23 protein-coding genes and 1 tRNA gene are annotated in these 24,975 nt (G+C 72.0%); 12 read left to right on the top strand and 12 right to left on the bottom strand.

Annotated features, from left to right (window positions below; translation table 11 throughout):
- Nucleotides 1–9 precede the first annotated feature (9 nt).
- On the bottom strand, nt 10–1,437 hold the full coding sequence (locus FHX44_RS10550) for a zinc-dependent metalloprotease (protein WP_147255339.1): 1,428 nt from the start codon (nt 1,435–1,437) through the stop codon (nt 10–12).
- 139 nt (nt 1,438–1,576) lie between these two features.
- Between FHX44_RS10550 and FHX44_RS10545 the strand changes: the two genes are divergently transcribed.
- From FHX44_RS10545 to FHX44_RS10525, 5 genes are all read left to right on the top strand, one after another.
- Nucleotides 1,577–2,593 carry a YlbL family protein gene (locus FHX44_RS10545; protein ID WP_212612414.1) on the top strand — a complete coding sequence of 339 codons (1,017 nt, stop codon included), beginning with the start codon at nt 1,577–1,579 and terminating at the stop codon, nt 2,591–2,593.
- A 191-nt stretch (nt 2,594–2,784) separates the two neighbouring features.
- Nucleotides 2,785–5,733 (top strand): UPF0182 family protein, encoded by a 2,949-nt coding sequence (locus FHX44_RS10540; protein ID WP_170308867.1) that lies wholly within the window; start codon nt 2,785–2,787, stop codon nt 5,731–5,733.
- 265 nt (nt 5,734–5,998) lie between these two features.
- Nucleotides 5,999–6,075, top strand: a tRNA-Met gene (locus tag FHX44_RS10535).
- Between the two features lie 386 nt (nt 6,076–6,461).
- The gene (locus FHX44_RS10530; protein ID WP_147255335.1) at nt 6,462–7,250 is read left to right on the top strand and encodes a hypothetical protein; all 789 of its coding nucleotides are present in this window, start codon (nt 6,462–6,464) and stop codon (nt 7,248–7,250) included.
- Between the two features lie 165 nt (nt 7,251–7,415).
- Nucleotides 7,416–8,669, top strand: coding sequence for a pyridoxal phosphate-dependent aminotransferase (locus tag FHX44_RS10525; protein ID WP_212612413.1), 1,254 nt, complete (start codon nt 7,416–7,418; stop codon nt 8,667–8,669).
- A gap of 210 nt (nt 8,670–8,879) precedes the next feature.
- Here the strand turns inward: FHX44_RS10525 and FHX44_RS10520 are convergent, their stop codons facing one another.
- Both FHX44_RS10520 and FHX44_RS10515 read right to left on the bottom strand, forming a co-directional pair.
- Nucleotides 8,880–9,320: a hypothetical protein gene (locus tag FHX44_RS10520; protein WP_147255334.1), complete on the bottom strand. Its 441-nt coding sequence runs from the start codon at nt 9,318–9,320 to the stop codon at nt 8,880–8,882.
- 8 nt (nt 9,321–9,328) lie between these two features.
- Entirely contained in the window at nt 9,329–10,270 is a 942-nt protein-coding gene (locus FHX44_RS10515; RefSeq protein ID WP_147255331.1) for an AraC family transcriptional regulator, read from the bottom strand.
- A gap of 81 nt (nt 10,271–10,351) precedes the next feature.
- Here FHX44_RS10515 and FHX44_RS10510 point away from each other — a divergent pair, with 81 nt between their 5' ends.
- Entirely contained in the window at nt 10,352–11,212 is an 861-nt protein-coding gene (locus FHX44_RS10510; protein WP_147255329.1) for an NAD(P)H-binding protein, read from the top strand.
- A gap of 55 nt (nt 11,213–11,267) precedes the next feature.
- Complete coding sequence (locus tag FHX44_RS10505) at nt 11,268–12,227, top strand: LysR family transcriptional regulator (RefSeq protein ID WP_147255327.1); 960 nt, start codon at nt 11,268–11,270, stop codon at nt 12,225–12,227.
- Here FHX44_RS10505 and katG read toward each other — a convergent pair.
- Both katG and FHX44_RS10495 read right to left on the bottom strand, forming a co-directional pair.
- Entirely contained in the window at nt 12,212–14,449 is a 2,238-nt protein-coding gene (gene katG / locus FHX44_RS10500) for a catalase/peroxidase HPI (protein ID WP_170308866.1), read from the bottom strand. The genes FHX44_RS10505 and katG overlap by 16 nt on opposite strands.
- Nucleotides 14,436–14,891 (bottom strand): Fur family transcriptional regulator, encoded by a 456-nt coding sequence (locus FHX44_RS10495; protein WP_147255322.1) that lies wholly within the window; start codon nt 14,889–14,891, stop codon nt 14,436–14,438. The genes katG and FHX44_RS10495 overlap by 14 nt, the downstream gene beginning before the upstream one ends.
- 84 nt (nt 14,892–14,975) lie before the next feature.
- On the opposite strand from FHX44_RS10495, the gene FHX44_RS10490 reads away from it, so the two are divergent.
- Nucleotides 14,976–16,151 (top strand): glycosyltransferase family 4 protein, encoded by a 1,176-nt coding sequence (locus tag FHX44_RS10490; protein ID WP_212612412.1) that lies wholly within the window; start codon nt 14,976–14,978, stop codon nt 16,149–16,151.
- Between the two features lie 167 nt (nt 16,152–16,318).
- On the top strand, nt 16,319–17,203 hold the full coding sequence (locus FHX44_RS10485) for a putative RNA methyltransferase (RefSeq protein WP_147255320.1): 885 nt from the start codon (nt 16,319–16,321) through the stop codon (nt 17,201–17,203).
- Here the strand turns inward: FHX44_RS10485 and FHX44_RS10480 are convergent.
- Nucleotides 17,136–17,462, bottom strand: coding sequence for a hypothetical protein (locus FHX44_RS10480; RefSeq protein ID WP_147255318.1), 327 nt, complete (start codon nt 17,460–17,462; stop codon nt 17,136–17,138). The two genes, FHX44_RS10485 and FHX44_RS10480, sit on opposite strands and share 68 nt — an antisense overlap.
- Nucleotides 17,396–17,824 carry a hypothetical protein gene (locus FHX44_RS10475; RefSeq protein ID WP_170308680.1) on the bottom strand — a complete coding sequence of 143 codons (429 nt, stop codon included), beginning with the start codon at nt 17,822–17,824 and terminating at the stop codon, nt 17,396–17,398. Before FHX44_RS10475 ends, FHX44_RS10480 begins: the two co-directional genes overlap by 67 nt.
- A gap of 122 nt (nt 17,825–17,946) precedes the next feature.
- Here FHX44_RS10475 and FHX44_RS10470 point away from each other — a divergent pair, with 122 nt between their 5' ends.
- Together FHX44_RS10470 and FHX44_RS10465 are read left to right on the top strand one after the other, a co-directional pair.
- Nucleotides 17,947–18,153, top strand: coding sequence for an ArsR/SmtB family transcription factor (locus FHX44_RS10470; RefSeq protein ID WP_425469124.1), 207 nt, complete (start codon nt 17,947–17,949; stop codon nt 18,151–18,153).
- A 121-nt stretch (nt 18,154–18,274) separates the two neighbouring features.
- Entirely contained in the window at nt 18,275–18,505 is a 231-nt protein-coding gene (locus tag FHX44_RS10465) for an RNA-binding S4 domain-containing protein (protein WP_147255315.1), read from the top strand.
- Here the strand turns inward: FHX44_RS10465 and FHX44_RS10460 are convergent.
- From FHX44_RS10460 to FHX44_RS10445, 4 genes are all read right to left on the bottom strand, one after another.
- Nucleotides 18,502–20,403 carry an acyltransferase family protein gene (locus FHX44_RS10460; protein WP_246170298.1) on the bottom strand — a complete coding sequence of 634 codons (1,902 nt, stop codon included), beginning with the start codon at nt 20,401–20,403 and terminating at the stop codon, nt 18,502–18,504. The genes FHX44_RS10465 and FHX44_RS10460 overlap by 4 nt on opposite strands.
- Before the next feature lie 97 nt (nt 20,404–20,500).
- The gene (locus FHX44_RS10455) at nt 20,501–21,280 is read right to left on the bottom strand and encodes a transglycosylase SLT domain-containing protein (RefSeq protein ID WP_147255311.1); all 780 of its coding nucleotides are present in this window, start codon (nt 21,278–21,280) and stop codon (nt 20,501–20,503) included.
- A gap of 237 nt (nt 21,281–21,517) precedes the next feature.
- Entirely contained in the window at nt 21,518–22,594 is a 1,077-nt protein-coding gene (locus tag FHX44_RS10450; protein WP_147255309.1) for an S-adenosylmethionine:tRNA ribosyltransferase-isomerase, read from the bottom strand.
- On the bottom strand, nt 22,591–23,289 hold the full coding sequence (locus tag FHX44_RS10445) for an SDR family NAD(P)-dependent oxidoreductase (protein ID WP_147255307.1): 699 nt from the start codon (nt 23,287–23,289) through the stop codon (nt 22,591–22,593). The genes FHX44_RS10450 and FHX44_RS10445 overlap by 4 nt, the downstream gene beginning before the upstream one ends.
- Before the next feature lie 52 nt (nt 23,290–23,341).
- Between FHX44_RS10445 and soxR the strand changes: the two genes are divergently transcribed.
- The gene (gene soxR / locus FHX44_RS10440) at nt 23,342–23,812 is read left to right on the top strand and encodes a redox-sensitive transcriptional activator SoxR (RefSeq protein ID WP_147255306.1); all 471 of its coding nucleotides are present in this window, start codon (nt 23,342–23,344) and stop codon (nt 23,810–23,812) included.
- Between the two features lie 12 nt (nt 23,813–23,824).
- Here the strand turns inward: soxR and FHX44_RS10435 are convergent, their stop codons facing one another.
- The gene (locus FHX44_RS10435; protein WP_170308865.1) at nt 23,825–24,949 is read right to left on the bottom strand and encodes a polysaccharide pyruvyl transferase family protein; all 1,125 of its coding nucleotides are present in this window, start codon (nt 24,947–24,949) and stop codon (nt 23,825–23,827) included.
- Between the last annotated feature and the right edge of the window lie 26 nt (nt 24,950–24,975).

The raw sequence follows: 24,975 nt of genomic DNA, 5'->3' as shown, positions 1-24,975 counted from the left end.
CGGGCGCTGTCAGCCGGTCTTCTCCGGGCCGTCCGACTCGCCGTCCGCGTCGCCCCCCGTGTCGCCGTCGGGCTTGCTGCCGGGGCTGTCCTCCTGCGGCGCCTTCTGGCCCGCCAGCTTCTCCAGCTCGGCGATCGGGTCGCCCATCTCGGTGCGCCCGACGAACGCGGCCGGGTCGTCGAGGTCATCTGCCGTCGGGATGAGGTCGGGGTGGGCCCAGAGCGCGTCGCGACCAGCGGTGCCGCGCTGCTCGCCGAGCAGCCGCCAGAGCTCGGCGGCGGCCCGCAGCCGGCGGGGGCGCAGCTCGAGCCCCACGACGGTGGCGAACGCCTGCTCGGCGGGGCCACCGGCGCCGCGGCGGCGGCGCAGTGCCTCGCGCAGCGCTTCTGCTCCCGGCAGCCGCTCGCCGACCGCCTCGGCGACGACGGCGTCCACCCAGCCCTCGATCAGCGCGAGCAGCGTCTCGAGCCGGGCCAGTGCGGCCTTCTGCTCCGGGGTGGTCTCGGGCTCGAACATGCCCGACCGCATGGCCTCCTCGATCGCCGCCGGGTTGGACGGGTCGATGCCGCGTGCCAGCTCCTCGATCCGGGACGAGTCGACGCGGATGCCGCGCGCGTACTGCTCGACCGTGCCGAGGAGGCGCTCCTTCAGCCACGGGACGTGGGCGAACAGGCGCTGGTGGGCGGCCTCCCGCGCGGCCAGGAAGATCATGACCTCGCTGGAGGGGCGATCGAGGTCCTTCGTGAACTTCTCGATGTTCTCCGGCAGCAGCGCGACGACGCGGTCGGGCCCGACCGGCACCCCGATGTCGGTGGACGAGACGACCTCGGCGGCGAGCTGCGCGAGCCCGTTGCCGAGCTGGCTGCCGAACGCGAGGCCGCCCATCTGCCCGAGCATCGCGATCATCGGTCCGGCGGCGGCTCGGACCTCCTCCGGCATGGCCTCGACCCACGCGCTCGACACGCGCTGTGCCACCGGGTCGCACAGCCGCTTCCAGGTGGGGAGGCTGGCGTCGACCCACTCGCTTGCCGACCACGCCTTCGTCTCGGTGGCCCCGGCCGGGAACTCGGTGGCGGGGTCGAGCCACAGCTCGGCCAGCTTGACGGCGTCGCTGACGGCCGCGCGCTGGGCGCCGGTGAGCGAGGAGGTGGTGGCCGCCAGCCGCTGGCGCGCGAGCTGCGCGGCGAGGTCGTAGTTGACCGGACCACCGCCGCTGGACTGCGCCTGGCTGAGCATCTGACCGAGCTGGGTGAGCATCTGACCGAGCTGGCTGACGTCGAAGCCCTGCGCCCCACCGGGCATCCCGGGCATGCCGGGGAAGCCGCTGAACCCGAGCGGGTCGTTCGCCCCTTCGCCGCGGCCCTCCAGGTCGCGCCGCCGGCGCTCGTCGTCGGGATCGCGGTCGGCCGATCCGAAGCCGAACGGGATGTCACTCATGGTGTCCACGGTACGCGGGTACGGGCTGCTCAGTGTCGATTGCCGACGCTCCGCGTCGGCGGGCGAGCGGTGTTCGCGCTCGGCGTGAGCGCCACACCGCACGAGGATCCCACGCGCCCGCGGCTTAGGCTCTCGGGTCGTGACCCGCCGGACATGGACCGTCGTCTCCGCGAGCATGCTCGCGCTGGCGCTCGGGGTGCTCGGCGCCACGCTCCCCGTGCCGCTGGTGGCGCTCGGACCCGGGCCGACGTACGACACCCTCGGTACGGTCGACGGCGCCACGGTCATCGAGGTCGACGGCCTGCCGGTCTACCCGACCACCGGGCACCTGAACATGACCACCGTGTCGGTGACCGACCGGCTGACGATGTTCTCCGCGCTCGAGCTGTGGGCGTCGCCGGACAACCAGGTCGTGCCGCGCGAGCCGATCTACCCGTCCAGCATGTCGCTGGACGAGATCCAGCAGCAGAACACCGCCCAGTTCACCTCGTCGGAGGCCAACGCCGAGGCGGCCGCGCTCGGCGAGCTGCAGCTGCCCGTGACCGTCCTCGTCACCAGCCTGGTGCCGGACACCCCGGCGGCAGCCATCCTGCAGCCCGGCGACGAGCTGCTCGCCGTCGCCGGCCAGCCCATGGACTCGGTGCGCGAGGTCTCCGACGTCCTGGGGCCGACCCGCCCCGGTGACGTGGTCGCGGTCCAGTACCGCCGCGCGGGCGAGGTGCGCGACACCCAGATCCCCCTGGCCGCCCGGCCCGACCGCGACCAGGGCCTGCTCGGCGTGATCCTGGGCGCCAAGCTGCGCGACGGCGAGATCCGCATCAGCCTCGGCGGCGTGGGCGGGCCGTCTGCGGGTCTGATGTTCGCGCTCGCGGTCGTCGACAAACTCACCCCCGGTGACCTCGCGGGCGGCCGGTTCGTCGCCGGAACGGGGGCGATCGAGCCGACGGGGAACGTCACGCCGATCAACGGCATCCCGTTCAAGATGCGCAAGGCGTACGACGAGGGCGCCACGGTGTTCCTCGTCCCGGCGGCGAACTGCGCCGAGGCCGTCGCCACCAACCCCGGTGACCTGCAGCTCGTCCGCATCGGCACGCTGCACGACGCCGTCACCTCCCTCGAGTCGCTGAAGTCGGGGGCGCCGGTCACCGGCTGCTGATCGCCCGTCCGCGGAACCGGGAATCTCGGACATACGAGGCCCCCACGGGAACTCCACACCCGGTCCGTAGAGTTGGGTGAGCAGGCGCGCGATCCGGCCGGCTGGAGGGGATCCGAGCAGGTCTCCGCCGCCCCGGCCGGCACGGGCGCCTCGCGGCCGAACCTCGATCTGCTGGAGCGTGCCCTGTGGCCATGCGGCCCCCGGTGGGAGCCCCGACGCTGACCCGCCGCACCCGGATCCTGCTTGTCGTCGCCGGGCTGCTGGTGCTGCTGCTGCTCGGCGGTTCCCGATTGATCAACTTCTACGTCGACTGGCTGTGGTTCGGCGAGGTGGGGTACCGGGGCGTCTTCGCCACGGTGCTGTTCACGCAGATCGTGCAGTTCCTGGTGGGTGCGCTGCTGATCGGCGGGCTCGTCGCGCTGTCGTTGTGGATCGCCTACCGCACGCGCCCGGTGTTCGTGCCGGTCAGCGGCCCCGAGGACCCGATCGCGCGGTACCGCACGGTGATCATCCAGCGGCTGCGCCTGTTCGGGATCGGCATCCCGGTCGTCATCGGCGTCATCGCGGGCCTCGCCGCGCAGGGCGACTGGCAGATCGTCCAGCAGTTCCTCAACTCCACGCCGTTCGGCATCGCCGACCCCGAGTTCGGCATCGACATCAGCTTCTACGCCTTCCAGCTGCCGTTCCTGCGCTACGTCCTGGACTGGATGTTCGTCGCGGTCGCCATCTCCTTCGTGGTCTCGCTGATCACCCACTACATCTTCGGCGGCATCCGGCTCACCGGCCGCGCAGGCCAGGTGTCGGCGGCGGCGCGCGCCCAGCTCGCGATCCTCGCGGGCGTCTTCGTCCTGCTGAAGGCGGCGGCCTACTACCTCGACCGCTACGAGTTGCTGTTCAGCAACCGCAGCCCGCTCTTCACCGGCGCCACCTACACCGACCTCAACGCGGTGATGCCGGCGAAGCTGATCCTGCTGTTCATCTCGATCATCTGTGCAGCGGCGTTCTTCGCGGCGGTGTTCCGGCGCAACCTGCAGCTGCCGGCCATCGCCACCGTCCTGCTCGTGCTCTCCAGCGTGCTGATCGGTGCGGCGTGGCCGCAGGTCCTGCAGCAGTTCTCGGTGGCACCGAACGCCCAGCAGCGCGAGGCGCTCTCGATCGAGCGCAACATCGCGGCCACCCGTGACGCGTACGGCCTGAACAACATCAACGAGATCTCCTACAGCGGTCAGTCCGCGGCGACCCCCGCCGAGGTCCGCGCGGAGACGGCCACGATGTCCAACATCCGGCTGCTCGACCCGGCGAAGATCGAGCGGACGTTCACCCAGCGGCAGCAGCTGCGCGCGTTCTACGGGTTCCCGCCCCAGCTCGACATCGACCGCTACGAGGTCAACGGGCAGCTCCAGGACTTCGTCGTCGCGGTGCGCGAGCTCGACACGAGCGGCCTCTCCGGCAACCAGACCGAGTGGATCAACCAGCACCTCGTCTACACGCACGGCAACGGGATCGTCACCGCGCCTGCCAACGAGATCAACGCTGCGCTCGAGGACAGCGGTGGCCAGGGCGGGCTTCCGGTGTTCACCCAGGACAGCCCGGACATCCCGGAGAGCCTGCGCGTCCAGGAGCCGCGTACGTACTACGGCGAGTTGATCGACACGTACTCGATCGTCGGCGCCCCGGACGGTGCACCGCCTGTGGAGTACGACACCGACACCGAGCGCTACACCTACAACGGGCGCGGTGGTGTCCCCCTGGACAACATCGTCAACCGGCTGGTCTTCGCCCTGTTCTACGGCGAGCGGAACATCCTGTTCAACAGCTCGATCAACGAGAACTCGAAGATCATGTACGTCCGGGACCCGGCGGACCGGGTCCGGGCCGCCGCGCCGTGGCTCACCATGGACGGCGACCCCTACCCGGCCGTGGTGGACGGCCGCATCACCTGGATCGTCGACGGCTACACCACGCTCGAGAACTACCCGTACGCCCAGCGCACGTCGCTCGGTGAGTCCACCACCGACGCGCTGCAGCCGGGGCAGGGCGGGGTGCGTCCCGAGCTCGACCGGGACGTCAGCTACCTGCGCAACTCGGTGAAGGCCACGGTCGACGCCTACGACGGCACGGTCACGATGTACGCGTTCGACGAGCAGGACCCGGTCCTGCAGACGTGGATGAAGACGTTCCCCGGCACGGTGCGCCCGGCCTCGGAGATCAGCCCGAGCCTGCGCTCTCACTTCCGGTACCCGGAGGACCAGTTCAAGGTGCAGCGCGAGCTGCTCACCCGCTACCACGTCGACACGCCGGGCGACTTCTTCAACAACGTGTCGTTCTGGAACGTCCCGTCGGACCCGTCGCCGCAGGGCGCCGGCAGCGGGAGCGCGCTGCCCCAGCCGCCGTACTACATCCTGGCCGGCACTCCGGCGGAGCCGGGGTCACCGCCGTCGTTCCAGCTCACGAGCGCGCTGGTGTTCCAGCAACGCGAGTTCCTCTCCGCGTACCTCTCGGTCAGCTCCGATCCGGACACCTACGGGCAGATGACCCTGCTCCGATTGCCGGACAACACGACCACCCAGGGCCCGCAGCTCGTCCAGAGCGCCCTGGTCAGCGATCCTGACGTGAGCCAGGAGATCGGGCTGCTGTCCAGGAACGGGCAGAGCACGGTCGACTACGGCAACCTGCTGACATTGCCGGTGGCAGGCGGATTGCTGTTCGTCGAGCCGGTGTACATCGAGAGAGCGAACCAGGAAGTCAGCTATCCGCAGCTCGCTCGGGTGCTCGTGTTCTACAACGGCCGGGTGGGCTTCGATCCCACGCTGGCCGGCGCGCTCGACGAGGTGCTGCCGGGCGCCAGCGCGGTGGTGCCGAACATTCCGGGGCAGGCGCAAGCGCAAGCGCCGGCTCAGGCGGGCACTGTGCCGGCCGCGCCCGCTGGGCCACCGGGGGCGGCCAACCCCCAGACCGCCGCGGCCGCGTCAGCCATCCAGCAGGCCATCAGCGACCTGAAGGCGGCGCAGCAGAATGGCGACTTCGCGGCTCAAGGGCAGGCGCTTCAACGGCTCGACCAGGCGGTGCAGCAGTTCCAGCAGGCGAACGGCCAGACGCCGGCCCCGACTGCTGCGCCCGCGCCGGCCCCGGGAGGATGAGCCTCGTGTAGTAGGCGGGTCGCTTCCCGGTCCGGCGGGCCGGGAAGCGACCCGTTTGACGCCGCGTGGGGCCCGTGGGCTCGATCTGTGTGGGCTCGAGCAGCCGCGCGGGCCCATCAGCACTCAGTGGGCTCGCGGGCGGCTTGGTCAGCGTGCCGGGCGCTGTGGCCGAGGCTGGATCGCCCGGGTCCCCGCCCGGGACCGCAACCGACCCCCCGCTGCAGGGGCGTTTCGGGCGGGTGTACAGTAGTTCTCACAACAGCAACGCGGGGTGGAGCAGCTCGGTAGCTCGCTGGGCTCATAACCCAGAGGTCGTAGGTTCGAATCCTACCCCCGCTACCAGGTCGAACGGCCCTCGGGAGATCCTCCCGGGGGCCGTTCGCATGTGGTCGTCGTAAGAACGGTAGTACGCGGGTCAGCTCAGTACGTCTCGTCGGCCGGTGCCACCGCCACGTCGCCGCGCGGGTGTGCGGCTCGACGTGCTGGCCGCCGGGTCCGGGGATCGGCTCCGCGCGCCCGAGGTCCAAGAGGGAGCGCGCCGCGCGCCGGCCGGATTGTCGGCTGCGGTCGACGCCGGCGTCGGGGAGATCGGCAGCCGGGTCCGGCGCGATCGTGCGGGACCCGGATCTGACGCGCGAGCCGCTCGGGGCGCGGGCCGTGACGTCGACGCTCAGGCAAGGACACCGAACCGACCGTCGAGCAGGACCGTGTCACCCGAAGTGAGGATCGTGCCCACCGTGCAGCCGCCTGCCGAGCTCTTCGTCCCGGCTCAGCGGGAACCCCTCGACGACGAGCCCGACCGTGAGCCCGATCCACCCGGCTCAACGGCCGGCCACACGAGGATTCGGGCCACTCGGAAGCAGTCGATCGCGATCGCGGCGGTGCTGCTCTCCGGGCTGCTCGGTGTGGTGACCATCGGGACGTTCCCCGAGCCCGACGGAGCCACGACCCAGAACGCACCGTCGGTCGTTCCGGACCGACCACTCGACGACACCCGGAGCACTGGCGGGGCCGGCACCGCCGTGGTCGTCGTGCCGCCCGGAACATCGGTGAGCCTGCCCGGGCCGAACTCGCGGGACTGGGTGGCACCGGGTGCCCGCAGCGACGGTGCACTGGTGCGGGCCGCTCTGGCCGAGGAGTCGATCGAGTTCCGGGCGGCCAACACGCAACCCGGCCGACCCGGCGCGTTCCGGATGTCGTGGAGCGGCGGTACTCCGCTGGCCGAGAGCGGCGAGGCAACCTCCATGCTGGGCATTCGTCCCGGCGGCTGGGTCGCGTTCGTCGTCCGCCCGCTCAGCTCGCCTGCCGAGCTCGTCGTGCATCTGGGCGGGAACGACGTCGCGGTCACGGTGGACACCGGGCACGGCTCCACACGCCGCACCGTGTCCGCCCCGGCCGTGATCGCGACCGTTGCACTGCCCGCCGCCACTGCGGCCACGGTGACGGTCACCGCCGAAGGGGACCAGGACGTCGCCGTCGCGTCCGCCGAGCTGCAGGACATCCCACCCGCTCGATGACGCCGTTCGTCCGAATGGGTTCGCCAACTTGTACCCATGTGTGGGTTCTCACCGCACAACAGCACCCGCTCGGCCCACTGCCCGCGATTTCGTGAACCGCTTCCCACCCTTCCACGTGCCTGCCGGTGACCTTGAAACCGTGCGCGACCGAGGGGAAGTGATCGTGTGCGACACAGTGTGGATGCGCGGCTGTTCCAGCAGACCGCACACAGTCCGTCGTACTTCGAGCTGTCGAGAAGCATGGGCGAGCACGGCAGACAACTGATCGACTTCTGCATCCCGTGCAACCCGTACTTCCCGACGAAGGGGATGTTCGAGGAGCTGGCCGGAAACCTGGAGAACATCCTCAAGTTCTATCCGAGCGACGCAGACACGATCACCGGACAGCTCGCGCGGGTCATCGGGCTCAACCCGAGCACGATTGCCATGTCCAACGGATCGACCGAGCTCATCACGTGGATGGACCACCTGTGGGTGACCGAGAGCATCGCGATCCCGATCCCGACCTTCGGCAGGTGGACCGACCAGCCGATGGAGACCGGCAAGCGGGTCGACATGTTCCCGCTGCAGGAGCGCGACGCCTTCGAGCTGGACATCGATCGGTACATCGCGTTCATCCGGTCCCGCGGATCGCGAGTCGCCGTGCTGTGCAATCCGAACAACCCGGACGGCGGCTACCTCCCCCAGCGGGAGATCATCCGATTCCTCGACGAGCTGGCGGACCTGGACCTGGTGGTGATCGACGAGTCGTTCATCGATTTCGTCGACGCGGAGCAGTACCCCTCCGTCGCGGCGGAGGCGACGATCCGCCCGAACGTCGTCGTGCTCAAGAGCCTCGGCAAGAACTTCGGCCTGCACGGGATCCGGTTCGGGTACCTGGTGGCGAACCCCGGGCTCGCCGGCATGATGCGCAAGACGCTCCCGAAGTGGAACCTCAACTCCCTCGCCGAGGCGATCGTGTTCATGCTGAAGGAACACCGCAACGAGTACGACGAGAGCCTGCGCATGCTGGCGCATGACCGCTTCAGCATGGGCGTGGAACTGGCGAGACTGCCCGAGCTCAGCGTGTTCTCGTCCCAGGCGAACTTCTTGCTGGTGAAGCTCGCCGACGGCATCGACGGCGGCGAGCTGCGCGACCACCTGATCTCGCAGCACGGCGTCCTGGTCCGTGAATGCGGCAACAAGCTGGGCATGAGCAGCCAGTTCCTGCGCCTCGTCGTACGGCCTCCGCAGGACGTCACCCCTCTGGTCGAGGGCATCCGCTCCTTCATGGTGTCCCGCTGGAGGACCGAGAATCGCGTCTCGGCCCTGCACAGCATCCCGCCCGATGCTCCCGAGCTCCCCCGCCCGCGCACACCGGACGCATCAGGACCGATGCCGAGCATCAACGGCCACCGGTCACGAGGTCGCCACCGCTGACCCCGCTCGGTGGCCCCCGCCGCCAGGTCTGCGGGGGTCATCGAGTGCTGCTGGCGGAGATTCGGGAGAACCGGCCCGCCCGGAGCCGCGAGGCGTTCGCGCTACGAACGGTCGTGGACTGGTCGTTCGAACGCCGGGACGCCGGCGTCCGACGCCATCGGCCGCGGCGGCGAGCGCGCCGGCGTGGAGTTCCCAAGCACCGGCCATGGCTCACCGTGACCAGAGGTGCGGGTGGTACTTCGGGCAGACGCAGTGCGGGTCGTCAAGGGGCGGGTCGATCACGGAGGATGTGAGCGTGCCGAGCGCGGCCTCGATCCTGATAGCGGATTCGACCGTCCGGGCGGTCACCTCGTACGGCTGGTCGGGGTCGGACAGCCGGAGCTCCAGGCGGCCGAGACGGGACCAGACGTAGGCGTTCTCGCCCGCGATGCGGACGTGTCCGAGCTCGGTGATCCCGAGCGCCGCGAGAACGGCGGCCAGCTCGTGCTCGGTCTCGGCCCGCAGCGCGAGCCGGAGATCGTCGCCGTCGTTGTTGTGCGCGCCGAACGCGCTGCAGAACCGGAACCACCGCAACCGGGTCACCCAATCACGCAGCTGCCTCGGCGAATGCCGTCGGTAGAGGTAGCAGGAGTCCCAGCTGTGGTCGGCCATGGCGGCAACTATCGCGGGACCGTCCGTCCCCGGTGTTGGGCCGGGCTGATGCCGCGTACCCGTTTGAACGCGGTGCTGAGGGCGAAGCCGTTGCTGTAGCCGACGCGGAGGGCGACGGCCTCGACGGTGGTTCCGGGCTCGCAGAGGAGGTCGGCGGCCAGGGCGAGGCGCCAGCCGGTGAGGTAGGTCATCGGTGGCTCGCCGACGAGTTCGGTGAACCGACGGGCGAACAGGCCGCGGGAGACGCCGGCGGCGCGGGCCATGGTTGCCACCGTCCAGGGATGGGACGGCTCGCTGTGCAGCATGCGCAGCGCTCGGCCGATGACCGGGTCCCGATGGGCGCGGTACCACGCGGGGGCGTGCCCGTCGGGTCGGGCGAACCAGGCTCGCAGCGCGGCGATCAGCAGCAGGTCGAACAGCCGGTCCAGGACGGCCTGTTGGCCGGGCTCGTCCTTGGCGATCTCGGTGTCGAGCAGTTGCAGCAGTGGCGGATCCCACATCGATGGGGTCAGCACCAGGATCTCCGGCAACGCATCGAGCAGCCGCTGGCTGATCTCACCGCTGACGTGGTAGCAGCCCAGGAGCGCCACCGTGGATCCTTCGGGGTCGTTGCCCCAGGCGCGCACGCCGAGATCCATCGTCGATCCGAGATCGTCGCCATGGGTCGTGCTGGGTCGCCACCCGGGATTGATCACGACCTGTGGGACGGTGGCGGGGCTGTCGGCGAAGGTGAACGCGTCGGGACCCTTGAGGACCGCGACCACGCCGTTGTCGAGCCGCACCGGGGCGCCGGCCTGGGGCACCACCCAGGCCGAGCCGCGCAGCATCGCGATCATCCCCACCAGCGCTTGGTCCTGGACACGCACCGACCATGGCGGCCGCATGGTCATCCGAACCAGCACGGGGGCCCGGCCACGGGGTCCGTCGAGCAGGTTCGCCAGCGCGTCCATCCGCCCACGGTAGACGGACAGACATGGAATATGGCCTGCTCGGCCATGGCCCGGCGCATCCTCGCCGGATTGACTTCATCCATGACGAACTCGTACCCCCCAGCAGGCGGTGGACCGACCACCAGCGGACCGGTGACCTTGGTCGTCGGCGGTACCGGACAGAGCGGGAGCCGGGTCGCCGCACGGCTGTCGGACCGGGGCGTGCCGGTGCGGATCGCGGCGCGGTCGAGCCGACCGCGGTTCGACTGGCAGGACGACTCCAGCTGGGCGCCGGCCCTGGACGGGGTCGCCGCGGCGTTCCTGAGCTACCACCCCGACATCGGTGACCCGAGCGCCCCCGAGCACATCGGGTCCTTCGCCCGGCAGGCGGTCGAGCGCGGTGCTGGTCGGCTGGTCCTGCTCAGCGGGCGAGGCTCGCACAACGCGCTGGCGGCGGAACGAGCGCTGCATGAGTCCGGGGCGGACTGGACGATCGTGCGGTGCAGCTGGTTCGCCCAGAACTTCACCGAAGGCTTCCTGACCGACCTGGTCCGTAGTGGTGAGCTCGCGTTCCCGGCCGGCCGGGTGGCCGAACCGTTCATCGACGCCGACGACGTCGCCGAGGTGGCGGTGGCGGCGCTGCTCGAGGACCGCCACATCGGCCAGGTCTACGAGGTGAGCGGTCCGCGGTTGCTGACCTTCGCTGACGCCGCCGCGGAGCTGTCGGCCGCCGTCGGTCGGCCGCTGCGCTACCGGCCGATCTCCTTCGACGAGTTCGCGGACGTGCTCATCCAGGCCGGGGCGCCGGCCGAGGCCGTCGCCGGGACGGTCGCGGTGCTCCAGGAGATCCTCGACGGCCGCAACGCCCACCTGGCCGACGGCGTGCAGCGCGCGCTGGGCCGGCCGGCCTCTGACTTCGCCGACTACGCACGCGCGGTCGCACGGACCGCGGTGCTGGGGTGACGGAGTCATGACGCCACTGCCATTTCTGGTTGCCTTGCATAGATAATCCTGATCCATGAACCTGACGCACCTCCGGGTGCTGGAGGCCGTCGCCCGCCACGGGTCGGTGACGGAGGCGGCCAAGGAGCTGCACTACTCCCAGCCCTCGGTCAGCCACCACCTCGGGCGGTTGGAGGCTGCGACCGGGGCGCGGCTCGTCCAGCGCGTTGGCCGCGGCATCCGGCTCACCCCGGAGGGCGAGCTCCTCGCCCTGCGAGCCAGCGAGATCGTCGGCCGCGTGGACGCGGCCGCCGTCGAGCTGGCCACCCGCGTCGGGCTCCGGGCCGGACGGGTCCGAGTCGCCGGTTTCCAGACGGTCCTCAGCACGATCGTCCCCAAGGCGGCGGCCGAGCTGTCCGCGTCGTACCCGGGTATCGAGCTGAACCTCGTCGACGTACACCCGGTCGAGGGGCTGCGGATGCTGCGCGCCGGGCACGTCGACGTCGCGCTGGTCTTCCGGCACGCCGACGCCCCGGACGAGGAGGAGGGGTTCCGGCTGACCCATCTGCTGGACGACCCGCTCCACCTGATCAGCCGGGAGCCGGACCAGCGCCTGGATGACCACCGCGCCTCCGCCTGGGTCGGCGGGTGCGAGCGCTGTCGCGCGGCGATGATCACTGCCTGCGAACGCGCCGGCTTCACCCCGCGGATCGCGTACTCCAGTGACGACATGGTCGTGACCCAGTCGCTCGTGGCGGCCGGCATGGGTGTCGGCACCCTGCCCGGGCTCGCGCTCGAAGCGCACCGCGCGCCGGGGATCCACGCCACCGAGATCGCGGGCAACGCCCGGCAGATCTTCGCCGCCACGTACGGCGAGCCACCCGACCCGCCCGCGACCACCGCGCTGATCGAGATCCTGGAGGCGACCGCACATGCGGTGGCGTGGACCACACCTGGCGCGCACGTGGAACGGCCCTCAGGACGACGTCCTGAGGGCCGTTCCGTCGCTCCGACCGAGGATCAGACCAGGTCGTAGCGGTCCAGCATCATGACCTTGTTCCACGCGGCCGCGAAGTCGCGCACGAACTTCTCCTGCGCGTCGTCGCTGGCGTAGACCTCGGCGAGGGCGCGCAGCTCGGAGTTCGAGCCGAACACGAGGTCGACGCGGCTACCGGTCCACTTGACCTCGCCCGTGTCGTCGCGGCCCTCGAAGAGCTCCGCGTCCTCGGAGGCAGGCTTCCACGTGGTGCCCATGTCGAGCAGGTTCACGAAGAAGTCGTTGGTCAGGGCCTCCGGCCGGGAGGTGAACACGCCCAGCGGGGACTGCTGGTGGTTCGCGCCCAGCACCCGCAGGCCACCGACCAGCACGGTCATCTCGGGGGCGCTGAGGCCGAGCAGGTTCGCCCGGTCGAGCAGCAGGTACTCCGAGGGCAGCCGGTTGCCCTTGCCGCGGTAGTTGCGGAACCCGTCGGCCTTCGGCTCGAGCGGAGCGAAGGACTCCACGTCGGTCTGGTCCTGGGTGGCGTCGGTGCGGCCCGGGGTGAACGGCACCTGCACCTCGTGACCGGCGTTGCGGGCGGCCTGCTCCACGCCTGCGACGCCGCCGAGCACGATCAGGTCGGCGAGGGAGACCTTCTTGGCGCCGCTCTGGGAGCTGTTGAAGGACTCCTGGATGCCTTCCAGGGTGTTCAGCACGTGGGTGAGCGTGTCGGGGTCGTTGACCTCCCAGCCGCGCTGCGGCTGCAGGCGGATGCGGGCCCCGTTGGCCCCGCCGCGCTTGTCGCTGCTGCGGAACGTGGAGGCCGAGGCCCATGCGGTGGAGACCAGCTGGGACACCGACAGCCCGGAGGCGAGGATCTGCTGCTTGAGCGCGGCGACGTCGGCGGCGTCGACGAGCTCGTGGTCGACGGCGGGGAGCGGGTCCTGCCAGATCAGCGTCTCCTGCGGGACCAGCGGCCCGAGGTAGCGCTGGATCGGGCCCATGTCGCGGTGGGTCAGCTTGAACCAGGCGCGGGCGAACGCGTCGGCGAACTCCTCGGGGTTCTCGTAGAACCGCCGCGAGATCTGCTCGTAGATCGGGTCGAACCGCAGTGCGAGGTCGGTCGTGAGCATGCTCGGCGCGCGGTTGAGATCACCGGTCTCCGGGTCGGGGACGGTGTTCGAGGCGGCGCCGTTCTTCGGCCGCCACTGGTGCGCGCCAGCCGGGCTCTTGGTCAGCTCCCACTCGTACTGGAACAGGTTGTGGAAGAACCAGTTGCTCCACTTGGTCGGCGTGGGGGTCCACGTGACCTCGAGGCCGCTGCCGATCGCGTCGCGGCCCTTGCCGCTGCCGAACGTGCTCTTCCAGCCGAGGCCCTGCTCCTCGATCGGGGCGGCCTCGGGCTCCGGACCGACGTGGGGCTCGGGGTCGGCCGCACCGTGGGTCTTGCCGAACGTGTGGCCGCCTGCGATCAGAGCGACGGTCTCCTCGTCGTTCATCGCCATCCGGCGGAACGTCTCGCGGATGTCGCGGGCCGCGGCGAGCGGGTCCGGGTTGCCGTTGGGGCCCTCCGGATTGACGTAGATGAGGCCCATCTGGACCGCGGCGAGGGGGCCCTCGAGCTCCCGGTCACCGCTGTAGCGCTCGTCGCCGAGCCAGGTGCGCTCGGGACCCCAGTAGACGTCCTCGTCGGGCTCCCAGACGTCCGCGCGGCCGCCGGCGAAACCGAAGGTCTTGAAGCCCATGGTCTCGAGGGCCCGGTTGCCCGTGAAGATCATCAGGTCGGCCCAGGAGATCTTGCGGCCGTACTTCTTCTTCACCGGCCACAGCAGGCGGCGCGCCTTGTCGAGGTTGACGTTGTCCGGCCAGCTGTTGAGCGGCGCGAAGCGCTGCATGCCTGCGCCGGCCCCACCGCGGCCGTCGTCGATCCGGTACGTGCCCGCGCTGTGCCACGCCATGCGGATCATGAGCGGGCCGTAGTGGCCGAAGTCGGCGGGCCACCAGTCCTGCGAGGTCGTGAGCACCTCGTCGACGTCCCGGGTGAGGGCGTCGAGGTCGAGCGTCTTGAACTCCGCGGCGTAGTCGAAGTCCTCGTCCATGGGGTTGGCCACGGGCGAGTGCTTCCGAAGGATCTTGAGGTTGAGCTGGTTCGGCCACCAGTCGCGGTTCCCCGCGCCCTCGGTCGGGTGGTTGCGGCGGCCGGCGGAGACGGGGCATCCGCCTGCGCTCTCCTCGTTCACCTCGCTGATCACAGCGTCATGGCTGTCAGACACGGGCATCCTTCCGGGAATCGGTGGTGGTGGTGGTGGAGCAGGTGGGGCACAGGCCGCGGTAGACGACCTCGGCCTCGTCGATCACGAAGCCGTGGTCGTCCGACGGGGTCAGGCACGGGGCGGGCCCGACGGCACAGTCGACATCCGCGATGGCGCCGCACGATCGGCACACGATGTGGTGATGGTTGTCGCCGACCCGCGCCTCGTAGCGCGCCACCGAGCCCGGCGGCTCGATGCAGCGCACCAGATCCGCCGCTGTCAGCGCCCTCAGGACGTCGTAGACGGCCTGGTGGGACACCTCGCCGAGGTCCTCGCGCACGGCTGCGATGATCGCGCTCGTGTCGGCGTGGGGATGGTGGTGGACCGCGGACAGCACCGCGACCCGGGGACGGGTCACCCGCAGGGCGGCCCCGCGCAGCATGCGCTCGAAGTCGGCGGTCGTCGGCACGCGGCGAGTCTGGCCCGTTTTCTGGAATCAGTCAAGAAAGTGCGTCCGGGCGCGCGCTGACCAGCAGCTATCCTGGGCCCCGGCGTGTCGTCCGACGTCGAGGAGCCCCGCGATTCCCTGTCACAGCCAGTGCGCGTCACGCTGATCGGGCCGGCCTTCCCGTGGCGGGGCGGCATCCCACTCCTCACCAACGAGCTGGCGCACCGCCTCGCCGCGTCCGGCCACACGGTGCATGTGCGGACCTGGACCCGCCAAGGTCCGGCCCGGCTCCTCCCGGCGGAGCTGCACCCGCTCGCGACGCCAGAAGCCGATGTCTTCCCGACCGTCCGGGAGCCGCTGTCCTGGCGCAACCCGCTCCAGTGGGCACGCACGGGCCGGCGGGCCGCGGCGGCGTCGGACGTCGTCGTGCTGCTCTACTACGTCCCGTTCCAGGCTCCCGCGCTGGCCACGATCGCCCGCGCGGCGCGCCGCGCCGCCCGGGTCGTCGTGATCTGCGCCAACGCGGTGCCCCACGAGCCCCGGCCGGGTGACCGGCTGCTCATGTCGTTGCTCATGCGGTCCGCCGACGCGATCCTCGTGCACACCGAGGCCGAGCGGGACGCGCTCCGGCGGCTCACCGATCGGCCTGCCGCGGTCGCCGCGCTGCCCCCGCACCTCCCGGCGACGGGCCGGTCGCCGGTGGGACCGGACGGCCCGCCGCGGCGCAGGCTGCTGTTCTTCGGCAAGGTGCGGCCGTACAAGGGTGTGGATGTCCTGCTCAGGGCGCTGACACTCGTCCCGGACGTCGAGCTGCGGATCGTCGGCGAGTTCTACGAGGACCGTGCGCGACTGGACGCGCTCGTCGACGACCTGGGGCTCGGCGACCGGGTCCACACGAGTCCCGACTACCTGCCGGCCGGGCGGATCCCCGAGCTGTTCGCCGGGTTCGACGCGCTCGTGCTCCCGTACCGCACAGCGACCGCGTCACAACTCGTGGCGCTCGCCCACTGGCACGGGCTGCCGGTGGTGGCCACACGCGTGGGGAACTTCCCCGAGACCGTCCGCGACGGCGTGGACGGCCTGCTCTGCTCCCCGGGCGATGTGCTCGACCTGGCCCGGGTGCTGCGCTCGCTCTACGAGCCCGGACGGCTGGCGGCGCTCCGCGCGGGTGTCCGCCCCGCCGACGGGGAGGCGACCTGGCGGAACTACATCGCGGCGCTGTGGAGCCTGGCCGGCGTGGACGGCGGACGTCCCCGATCCCGGACCGAGCCGACCGGGTAGCGTTGCGGCATGGGTGAAGCCCTGATCAAGCGCCCCCGTTCCGCCTGAGGCGGTGCACCTCGCCGACCGGTGTTGACGGTCGGCCTCTCGCGCGTGCCGACCCGAGGTCCGCGTGCAGACGTGACGCCGCCGCGAGTTGACGTGCGATTCGACGGGACGACGCGGACATGGCATCCGACCCTCCTTCCTCAGCGCTCGACGCCGTGGCCGACCGGCTGCGGTGTCCGATCTGCAGTGACTCGCTGCGGCGTGACGACCGCCGCCTGCTGTGCCCGGCGGGGCACGCCTTCGACATCGCCCGCCAGGGCTACGCCAACCTGATCACCGGCCATCGTCGCCACCGGGGCGACGACGCCCGGATGGTCGCCGCCCGCGAACGGTTCCTCGGTGCCGGTCATTACCGGCTGCTGAGCGCCGCGCTCGCCGAGCTGGCCGCCGCGCACGTCCCGATCGGTGACGGCATCGTGGTGGACCTCGCCGGCGGCACCGGGCACCACCTTGCGGCGGTGCTCGACGCCTGCTCGCACCGCTACGGGCTGTGCGTCGAGGCGTCTGCGCCGGCGCTGCGTCGTGCGGCGAGGGCCCACCCCCGGGCCGCCGCGATCGGCGCCGACGTGTGGGAGCCGCTCCCCGTGCGGACCGGTGCGGCGGCCGCGGTGCTCAGCGTGTTCGGGCCGCGGGGCGTCGCGGAGGTCGAACGGATCCTCGAGCCAGGGGGCATCGTCGTCGTGACCAGGCCGCTTCCGGGGCACCTGGCGGAGCTCGGGCGGCTCGTCGGCGGCATCGGGATCGATCCCCGCAAGCCCGAACGCCTCGCCGGCTCGTTCCGCGGCTTCGAGCGCCTGGCGCTCGAGCAGGTGACCCGGCGGATCGCGCTGGGCCATGCGGAGGTCCACGCCGTCATGGCGATGGGGCCGAGTGCCCGCCACCTCACCGACGACCAGCTCGACCGTGCGATCGCCCGCCTCCCCGCACGCGCGGATGTCACGCTGGCCGTCGAGATCTCCGTGCACCGCTCACGACGCGGTGAGCACGGCGCGTCCGGCCGGTGAGGACGAGCAGCACCACGAGGCACAGCACGGCCACGACGCAGGCGAACGACTGCACGGCGGCGAGGAGCCCGGCGGTGGTGGCGAGGAAGCCGACGCCGATGGCGGGAACCCCGGCGCCGAGGTAGATGATCACGTAGAAGGCGGCGAGCGCCTCGGCGTGGCGGCCGGCGGGCGCCGACCTGTTGATCGTGGTCAGGCCGCCGAGGAACGCCAGGCCGTGGCCGGTGCCGGCGATGACGGTCGCGCGAGGAGCAACCACGACGAGGACACGCCGCCCGCGACCGCGAGCAGTACCAGCCCGGCGGACAGCAGCGGCAGGCCGAGGAGCTCCAGCGTGCGGGCGCACCTGCCGTAGCCGACGAGCTGGGCGACCGCCGAGCAGACGAGCAGCATCGCCACGGCGGCACCGACGATCAGCAGGTTCTCGCTACCCGACAGCGTGGCCACGTACGTGGGGACGAGGGTGAGGAACAACCCGATCACGGTGAACGCGAGGAAGCCGGCCGTCTCACTGGTCGCGAAGTGGCCCTTCATGCCCGCGGGGATCTCCGGGCGACGGGGCCGCCCCCGGGTCCTCGGCGCCGTCTCGGGCAACATCGTGATCACGGCAGCGGCCGGCACCAGCAGCACGATCTCCAGCGCGAACGGGCAGAGCTGCGGTTCACGGCGGTGCTGGCCGCGCTGAGCGATCCGGTCCGCCTGGCCATCGTCGCCCGGCTCGCTGCTGCCGGACCGACGGGGAGTTGGCGTGCGGGGCCTTCGCCCTTCCGGTCAGCGAGTCCACGCAGAGCGGCCACTTCAAGGTCTTGCGCGAGACCGGTGTGATCCACCAGCGCGACGAGGGGACCCGCCGGATGAACCGGTTGCGCCGCGACGATCTCGACGCCCGCTTCCCCGGCCTGCTCGATCTCGCCCTCCGGCACGGGCGCGACGCGATCGGCAGCGGCTGAGCAGGGTCGGAGCACGAACACGCCCCAGCCCGGGTAGCGACGGTGAAGACCGGGCCGAGGTCCACGCCGGCCCCGCTCGAGCCGATCAGCGCCGGCAACCGGGTCACGGGAGGATGAGCGGGTGAGCCGCGCCCCGATCCAGGACGTCCCGGTCGCCGAGCACCCGATCCGGCTCGGCCAGTTCCTCAAGCTGGCCGGGCTCGCCGAGCACGGCGCACACGCGCGGGAGTTGCTGGAAGCCGAGGAAGTGCAGGTGAACGGCCGACTGGAGACGCGCAGGGGCGCGCAGCTGCGAGCCGGGGACGTCGTGGCGGTCGGCGGGCAGCGGGCGCGGGTGGCCTCGTTCCACTAGCCGCCGACGGCCGACACCACCTGATCCTCGATCACGGGCGCCATCGTGGTGGCGTAGGAGGCCGTGAGGTGGTTGTCGTCGAGGTACACGAGCACGTTGCCGATCTCGGCCGGGCAGCGCGTGTCGGTGCAGACGTAGTCGGCGAGGTCGAGGAAGCTCACGTTCGACGGCACGTCCAGCTGCGCGTACGGCGGGTCGGCCGCGTACACGGTGTCGCGGTCCACCCCGCAGGGATCCCCTTCCCGTCCCTGCCTGCGGATGCAGTCGGGCACGTCCTGGGCGAACCGTGGGTTGTCCCGCACGGCCAGCACCGGGATGTCGAGGTCGGCGAGGCGCCGCCACTGCTCGACGAACCCGGGCGGGGTCTGCTCGGTGAGGCCGCTGCGCACGTCGCGGGTGGCGAGGGTGATGACGGCATCGGGTCGTAGCTCGGTGATCTCGTCCGCGACAGCGGCGTTCCAGGCGACGCACTCGGCGTCGTCCGGGTCCACCTCGGACGCCGTCGAGAATGGGCACGCTCCGCGCAGCGCACCGATCAGCTGCCAGTCGTGCTGCCGGGCGATCGGCACGAGGGCGGCGATGAACTGCTCCAGGTGCGAGTCCCCCACGACGAGGATCCGCCGCTCCGGTGGGGCCTCCACCGGCTGCGTGCAGATGTCGGCGGCGACCTCGGAGAGCGGGGCGCAGTCCCAGTCCTGGACCCAGACCCAGTCCTGGTACACCGACACCGGCGCCGGCAGCAGCGGGGCAGGCTCGGGTTCGCCGTCGACGAGCGCGGCAGCGCCGGGGTACTGCGGCCCGCCGAGCCCGTCGCTGGGGATCTCACGCCGAGTGGCCGCGGACTGCCAAATCGCGGCGGCGAGCAGCACGACGGCCACCGCGGCCGCCCCGTACCGGTACGCGTCGCCGTCACTGAGCCGGACGCGCCGCAGCGGGCTCTCGACGAAACGGGAGGTGAGCACCGCGAGCACGAACGACACCATGATCACGGCGATCCCGCCGAGCGGCCCGACCTCGTCCTGGTCGCGGGCCACCATGAAGAGCACGAGCACCGGCCAGTGCCAGAGGTAGAGCGGGTAGCTGACCTCGCCGAGGAACTGCACGGGGCGGAGCAGGAGCAGCCGGTGGACGCCGTAGCCGGACCGCGTGACCCCGCCCAGCAGCACCAGCGCACCGGCGAGCGTCGGCCACAGCGCGGCGTAGCCGGGGAACGTCGAGCCGCCGTCCAGCACGAAGCCGCACGCCACCAGGCCGAGCACGCCGGCCCAGCCGAACGCGACGCGCTCGCCGCGCGTCCACGGGACGCGGTCGATCCACAGGGCGAGCAGCCCGCCCAGCGCGAACTCCCACAGGCGCGTGAGCGAGTGGAAGTACGCCAGCGGCTGGTCGGCCGCCGTGAGCGCGATCGAGCACGACAGCGACACCGCGAAGACGCCGAGCAGCGTCGCCGTGAGGTGCGCGTGCAGGCGGTGCGGGGCGCGGCGGGCCACGAGGGCCACGAGCGCGACGGCGAGCGGCCACACCAGGAAGAACTGCACCTGGATCGACAGCGACCAGAAGTGCTGCACCACGCTCGTGGTGTTGTTGCGTGCGGTGTAGTCGACGGCGTCGGCGGCCAGCTGCCAGTTCTCCAGGAACAGCGCGCTGGCGATGATCTCGCGCACGGTCTGGGGCCACCGCGTCTCGGGCAGCAGCAGCGCGCCCGCGGCGATCGTGGCGAGCAGCACCACCGTCGCCGACGGCAACAGCCTGCGGGCCATCCTGCTCCAGCGAGCCGGCAGGTCGAGGGGGCCGCGCTCGGCGGCACGGGCGAGCTGACCGGTGAGCAGGAAGCCCGAGACCAGGAAGAAGACGTCGACGCCGCCGGAGACCCGCCCGTCCGAGACGTGGTGGACCACGACGAGGGCGACCGCGAGCGCACGCAGACCCTGCAGCTCCGGGCGGAACCTGACAGGTGGGATGGAGAGGCCGGGCCGCCCGGTGCCCGGGAGGTGCTCAGTAACCGACGTAGTTCCCGGCGCTGTTGGTGCGGCCGCCGGCCTCGAGCGTCTTCATCCCGTAGTTGTCGATCATGTACCGGATCCCCGCGGTGATGTTCGCGACCGGGTCGGTGATCGGGCGGTTCTTGAGCTCGGGATGCACGTAGTGCTTGTAGGTGGTCGGGATCGTCTGCATCAGGCCCTGGGACGGGGTGCCGCGGCGGGCGTTGGAGTCCCAGTTGTTGATCGCGCGCGGGTTGCCGCCCGACTCCTTCATCACGATCTTCTTGACGGCGGGGGCGAGCGTCTGCGGCAGGTCGAGGATCTGCAGGGCCTGCGCGATCCATCCGTCGACGCCGCCGCGCTCGATCAGGGCGGCGACCCGTTCCCGCTCGGCCTGCTCGCGGGCCTGCTCGGCGTGCAGCTTGGCCAGGTCGGCGGCCTGTACGACGCGGGCCACGTGGTCCTCGACGGACTCCGCCTCCGCGGTCAGCTCGACCGGGACCATCGAGACGACTGCCGCGACCGGGTCGAGGTCCGTGCTGGCGGAGGCGAGCGCTGCGTCGTAAGGGGCGTCGGCGGCCGCCGAGGTGGCCGTTCCGTCGTCCAGCGCCGGGACGATCGCGGTGAACGCGCCGGTGGCCACCGCGCCGACGGCGGCCGTGGTGGCGATCACCGTCGTGCCGAGCGACGGCCCGGCGGGCGCAGGCCGGTGGGCCGCCTGGTGGCGGCCGGTGCCGGAGGATCCGGCGGTGCGGGGCGCACGAGCACCACGGGGGGAGCGGTGTCCTGCCACGTAACAGCCCTTTCAGCGCTGGGGAGCGATCCGTTCGCGCGCTGCCGGTCGGGGGTCCGGGGACCGGGTGGGGAGTCCGGTCCAGTCGTTGCACGTGATCGGATCGTGACGCTGGGCGAAAGAGTATTGGGGCGGGCAGCCCCCCGACAAGCGGAGGCACTGCAATTCAGCGCAGCTCAGATGCCGTTCGGCGGCTCGAGGCAACCGAAGGCGATGCCCTGAAAGTGCGGTGAGCGGTCACCCACTACGACGAGTGGACTGGGCCGGGAGGAGGAGGCAGGAGTCGCCGAACTCGTGCCACCGATACCGGTGTTCCACCGCCGCGGCATACGCCCTGCTCACCAGCCGTGCGCCGGCGACCGCCTCGAGCAGCAGCAGGTGCGACGCCTCCGGCTCGTGCCATCCGGTGACGAGGCCGTCGACGACGCGGGCGGGGCGGTCGGGGCCGAGCACGAGGTGCGTCCAGCCGGCGCCCGCCGTCACGTGCCCGTCCGGTGCGGCGACCGTCTCGAGCGCCCGCGTCGTCGTGGTGCCGACGGTGACCACCCGCCCGCCGGCCGCCCGCGTGGCGTTCACGGCGTCCGCGGTCTCCGGTGGGACGCGGTAGCGCTCCGGGAGCGGCGGCTCGCCGACCTCCGGCGACGACACCCCGGTGTGCAGCACGATCCGGGCGACGCGGACGCCTCGGGCGTGCAGGGCGGTCAGCACCGCGACCGTGAACGGGCGGCCCGCGCTGGGCATCTCGGCGCTGCCGAACTCGGCCTCCGCACGGGCGAACACCGTGCGGTAGGCGTCGAGCGGCCACTGCCGGTGCACGTAGGAGTAGCGGATGGGCCGCCCGAACTCGGCGAGCCACGACCGCAGCCCGCCCGCCACCGGGATGCGGGCCCGCCACAGCCTGCTGCCGGTGGCGATCCGGGGATCGGGGTGGCCGGTGAGCAGGGTGGCCACCACGCCGCACGGCAGGGCGATGCCCTCTCCGGCGTTCCCGTCGGTCACCCGCTGCCCGTCCGGCGTCCGCAGCTCGACGACGTGCAGGTTGTCCGGGGCGGGACCGGACACGTGCACCGTGACGGGAGTGCCGTCCGCGCGGTGACCGTCGACGGCGGCGGGCTCCGTGTCGGAGGTGTTCACGACCACGAGGTCGCCGCGGCGCAGCGCAGCCGGAAGGGAGCGGAACGTCGTGTGCCGCACCGGGCTGCGCCCCCGGGCGACGAGCAGGCGCACCTCGTCGCGGGCGAGCCCGCGGGCCTCGGGCGGCTCGGTGGCCGAGAGCTCGGGCGGCACCGTGAACGTCGTGGCCGATGCGGTCACTGCGGGCTCCTCGCCGCGGGCGCGAGGTCGGCAGCCCGGTACCGGCCGCTGGGGAGGCGCTCGTCGAGCAGGCGCAGCAGCGACGGCACGACGGTCTCCGGTTCGGGACGGTCGGAGACGTCCTCGCCGGGGAAGGCGCGCTGGTGCATCGCGGTGCGCATGTCGCCGGGGTCGAACGCGTGCACCCGCAGGCCGGGCTCCTCCACCGCCAGCACGGCGGCGAGGTGGTCGAGCGCGGCCTTGGCGGCGCCGTACCCGCCCCAGCCGGCGTACGCCTCCACGGCGGCGTCCGAGCTGAGGGTCACGACCGTCCCGGTGGCGGAGGCGCGCAGGGACGGCAGTGCGAGCTGGGTGAGCGCCAGCGGGGCGAGCACGGTGGTCTCCAGGACCCCGCGCAGCGCGTCGAGCGGGTAGCGCTCCAGGGTGGGCAGGGGCGACGGGCCGAGCTCCCCGGCGTTGTGCACCAGGAGATCCAGCCGGCCGTCGGCGGCATCCACGAGATCTGCGCGGAACGCCGGATCGGTGACGTCCCCCGCGAGCGCGACCACCCCGGGCAGGGCCGCGGTGGCGCCCCGGAGCCGGTCGGCGTCGCGGGCGCACGCGATCACGGTGGTGCCGCGCGCGGCGAGCGAGGCGGTGAGGGCGAGGCCGAAGCCCTGGCCCGCCCCGGTGACGATGGCGGTCGCGAAGGTCATGCCTGTACCGTGCGACTTGAAGTCAGGTTCAGGTCAAGGAGGAACGGACCCCGTGGAGACGACGGACCTGCTCACCATCGGGGAGGTGGCGCACCGCAGCGGCTTCCCCCAGTCGGCGCTGCGGTACTACGAGCGCGAGGGGCTGCTGAAGACCACGCGCACGTCCGGCGGGCAGCGCCGCTACGAGCGCTCGGCGCTGCGCAGGCTCGCGTTCATCCGCGCCGCCCGCACCATCGGCGTCGGGCTGGACGAGCTGCGCGAGGCCCTCGACGAGCTGCCCGAGGGGCGCACCCCGACGAAGGCCGACTGGTCGCGGCTGTCGAAGAAGTGGCGCGGGCGGCTCGACGAGCAGATCCAGGCCCTCGTCGCGCTGCGGGACGGGCTGGACTCGTGCATCGGCTGCGGCTGCCTGTCGCTCAAGCGCTGCCGCCTGTACAACCCGGAGGACCGGGTCTCGGAGCTCGGGCCGGGTGCGCGCCTCCTCCCGCCCCTGCTCCGCCGCACCCCGGCAGAGGGGGTCTGAACCTGCCGGGCCCTACGAGGAGAGCAGGCGCGGGCGGGCCGACCAGCGCGCGGGGAGCGTCTGGTCCACCCACGAGTGCAGGTCCTCGACCGGCGGGCGGGTGCTGATCGCCGACTGCTCGTGCTCGGCCAGGAACGCCGTGGTGCGCTCTTCCCAGCCGACGCCCAGGCAGGGCACGCCCATGGACACCGCGAAGACCAGTGAGTGGATGCGCAGCCCGAACAGCGCGTCGGCCTCGCCGACCACGGCCTTGGCCAGGGTGGGCTCCAGCTGCGGGCCGAGCACGGGCACCTTGCGCCCGAGCCGCTGGCCGAGCTCGTTGATGAGCACCTCGTCGCGGCGGGCGAGGCCGAGGCCGTAGTCGGCGTGGGTGCTGATCGCGAGGCCGGCGACCGCGCCGCCGCGCTCGATCCAGCGGCGCCCGAGGATCTCCGCCGCGTCCTGCAGCGCGTCGACGAGGATGGGGTTGGGCAGCGCCTTCGGGGCGACGAGCAGCAGCGGCACCGCGGGGTCGACGCCGGCGGCGGCGAGTGCGCGCCGTGCGTCGGCGGGCGGGGCCGGCTTGAGGCCCATCGCGAGGTCGCCGACGACCGGCGCGACGATCCGGTCACCGAGCACGGCCGCCGAGACCTCGTCGCGCACGCTGATCCGCCCCGGCTTGCGCACCGAGCGGCGCAGCAGGTCGAGCACCCGGTCCGGGGTGCCGGGGTACACGCCGATCGCCAGGTAGGTGATGTCGCGGCCACGGGCTGTGGCCGCCCACACGATCGCGGGAAGGGCCTGCACCAACGACGACGCGCCGGTGCCGAAGAGACCGCCACCCACGACCGCGATCCCGTCGCACCACTTCAGCGACTTGATGAAGGGGATGCCCTCCATCGGCACGGCGGGCACCCGGTGCAGCGCCTCCACCATCCGAGGGTTGCGCGACACGACGCGCACATCGGTGTCCTCGGGCAGCTCCTGCAGGGTGCGGGCGAGCATCGCCTCGTCGCCCGTGTTGCCGTTGCCGAAGTTCCCGATGATGAGCACGCGGGTTGCGCGTGGTGTGGCCGCTTTGGCGTTCTCCTCGGCGGCGTGCCGCCTGCCCAGGTCGGCGAGCTGCTGGCGGATCAGGTTGGCGCGGGGGTCCGTCATCGATTCCCTCGGGTCCGTGGCGGCGA

This window comes from Pseudonocardia hierapolitana (assembly GCF_007994075.1).
In the GTDB taxonomy this organism is placed as follows: Bacteria; Actinomycetota; Actinomycetes; order Mycobacteriales; family Pseudonocardiaceae; genus Pseudonocardia; species Pseudonocardia hierapolitana.
Note: the sequence above shows the minus strand (reverse complement) of the source record. Positions and strands in the feature narration are given on the sequence as shown.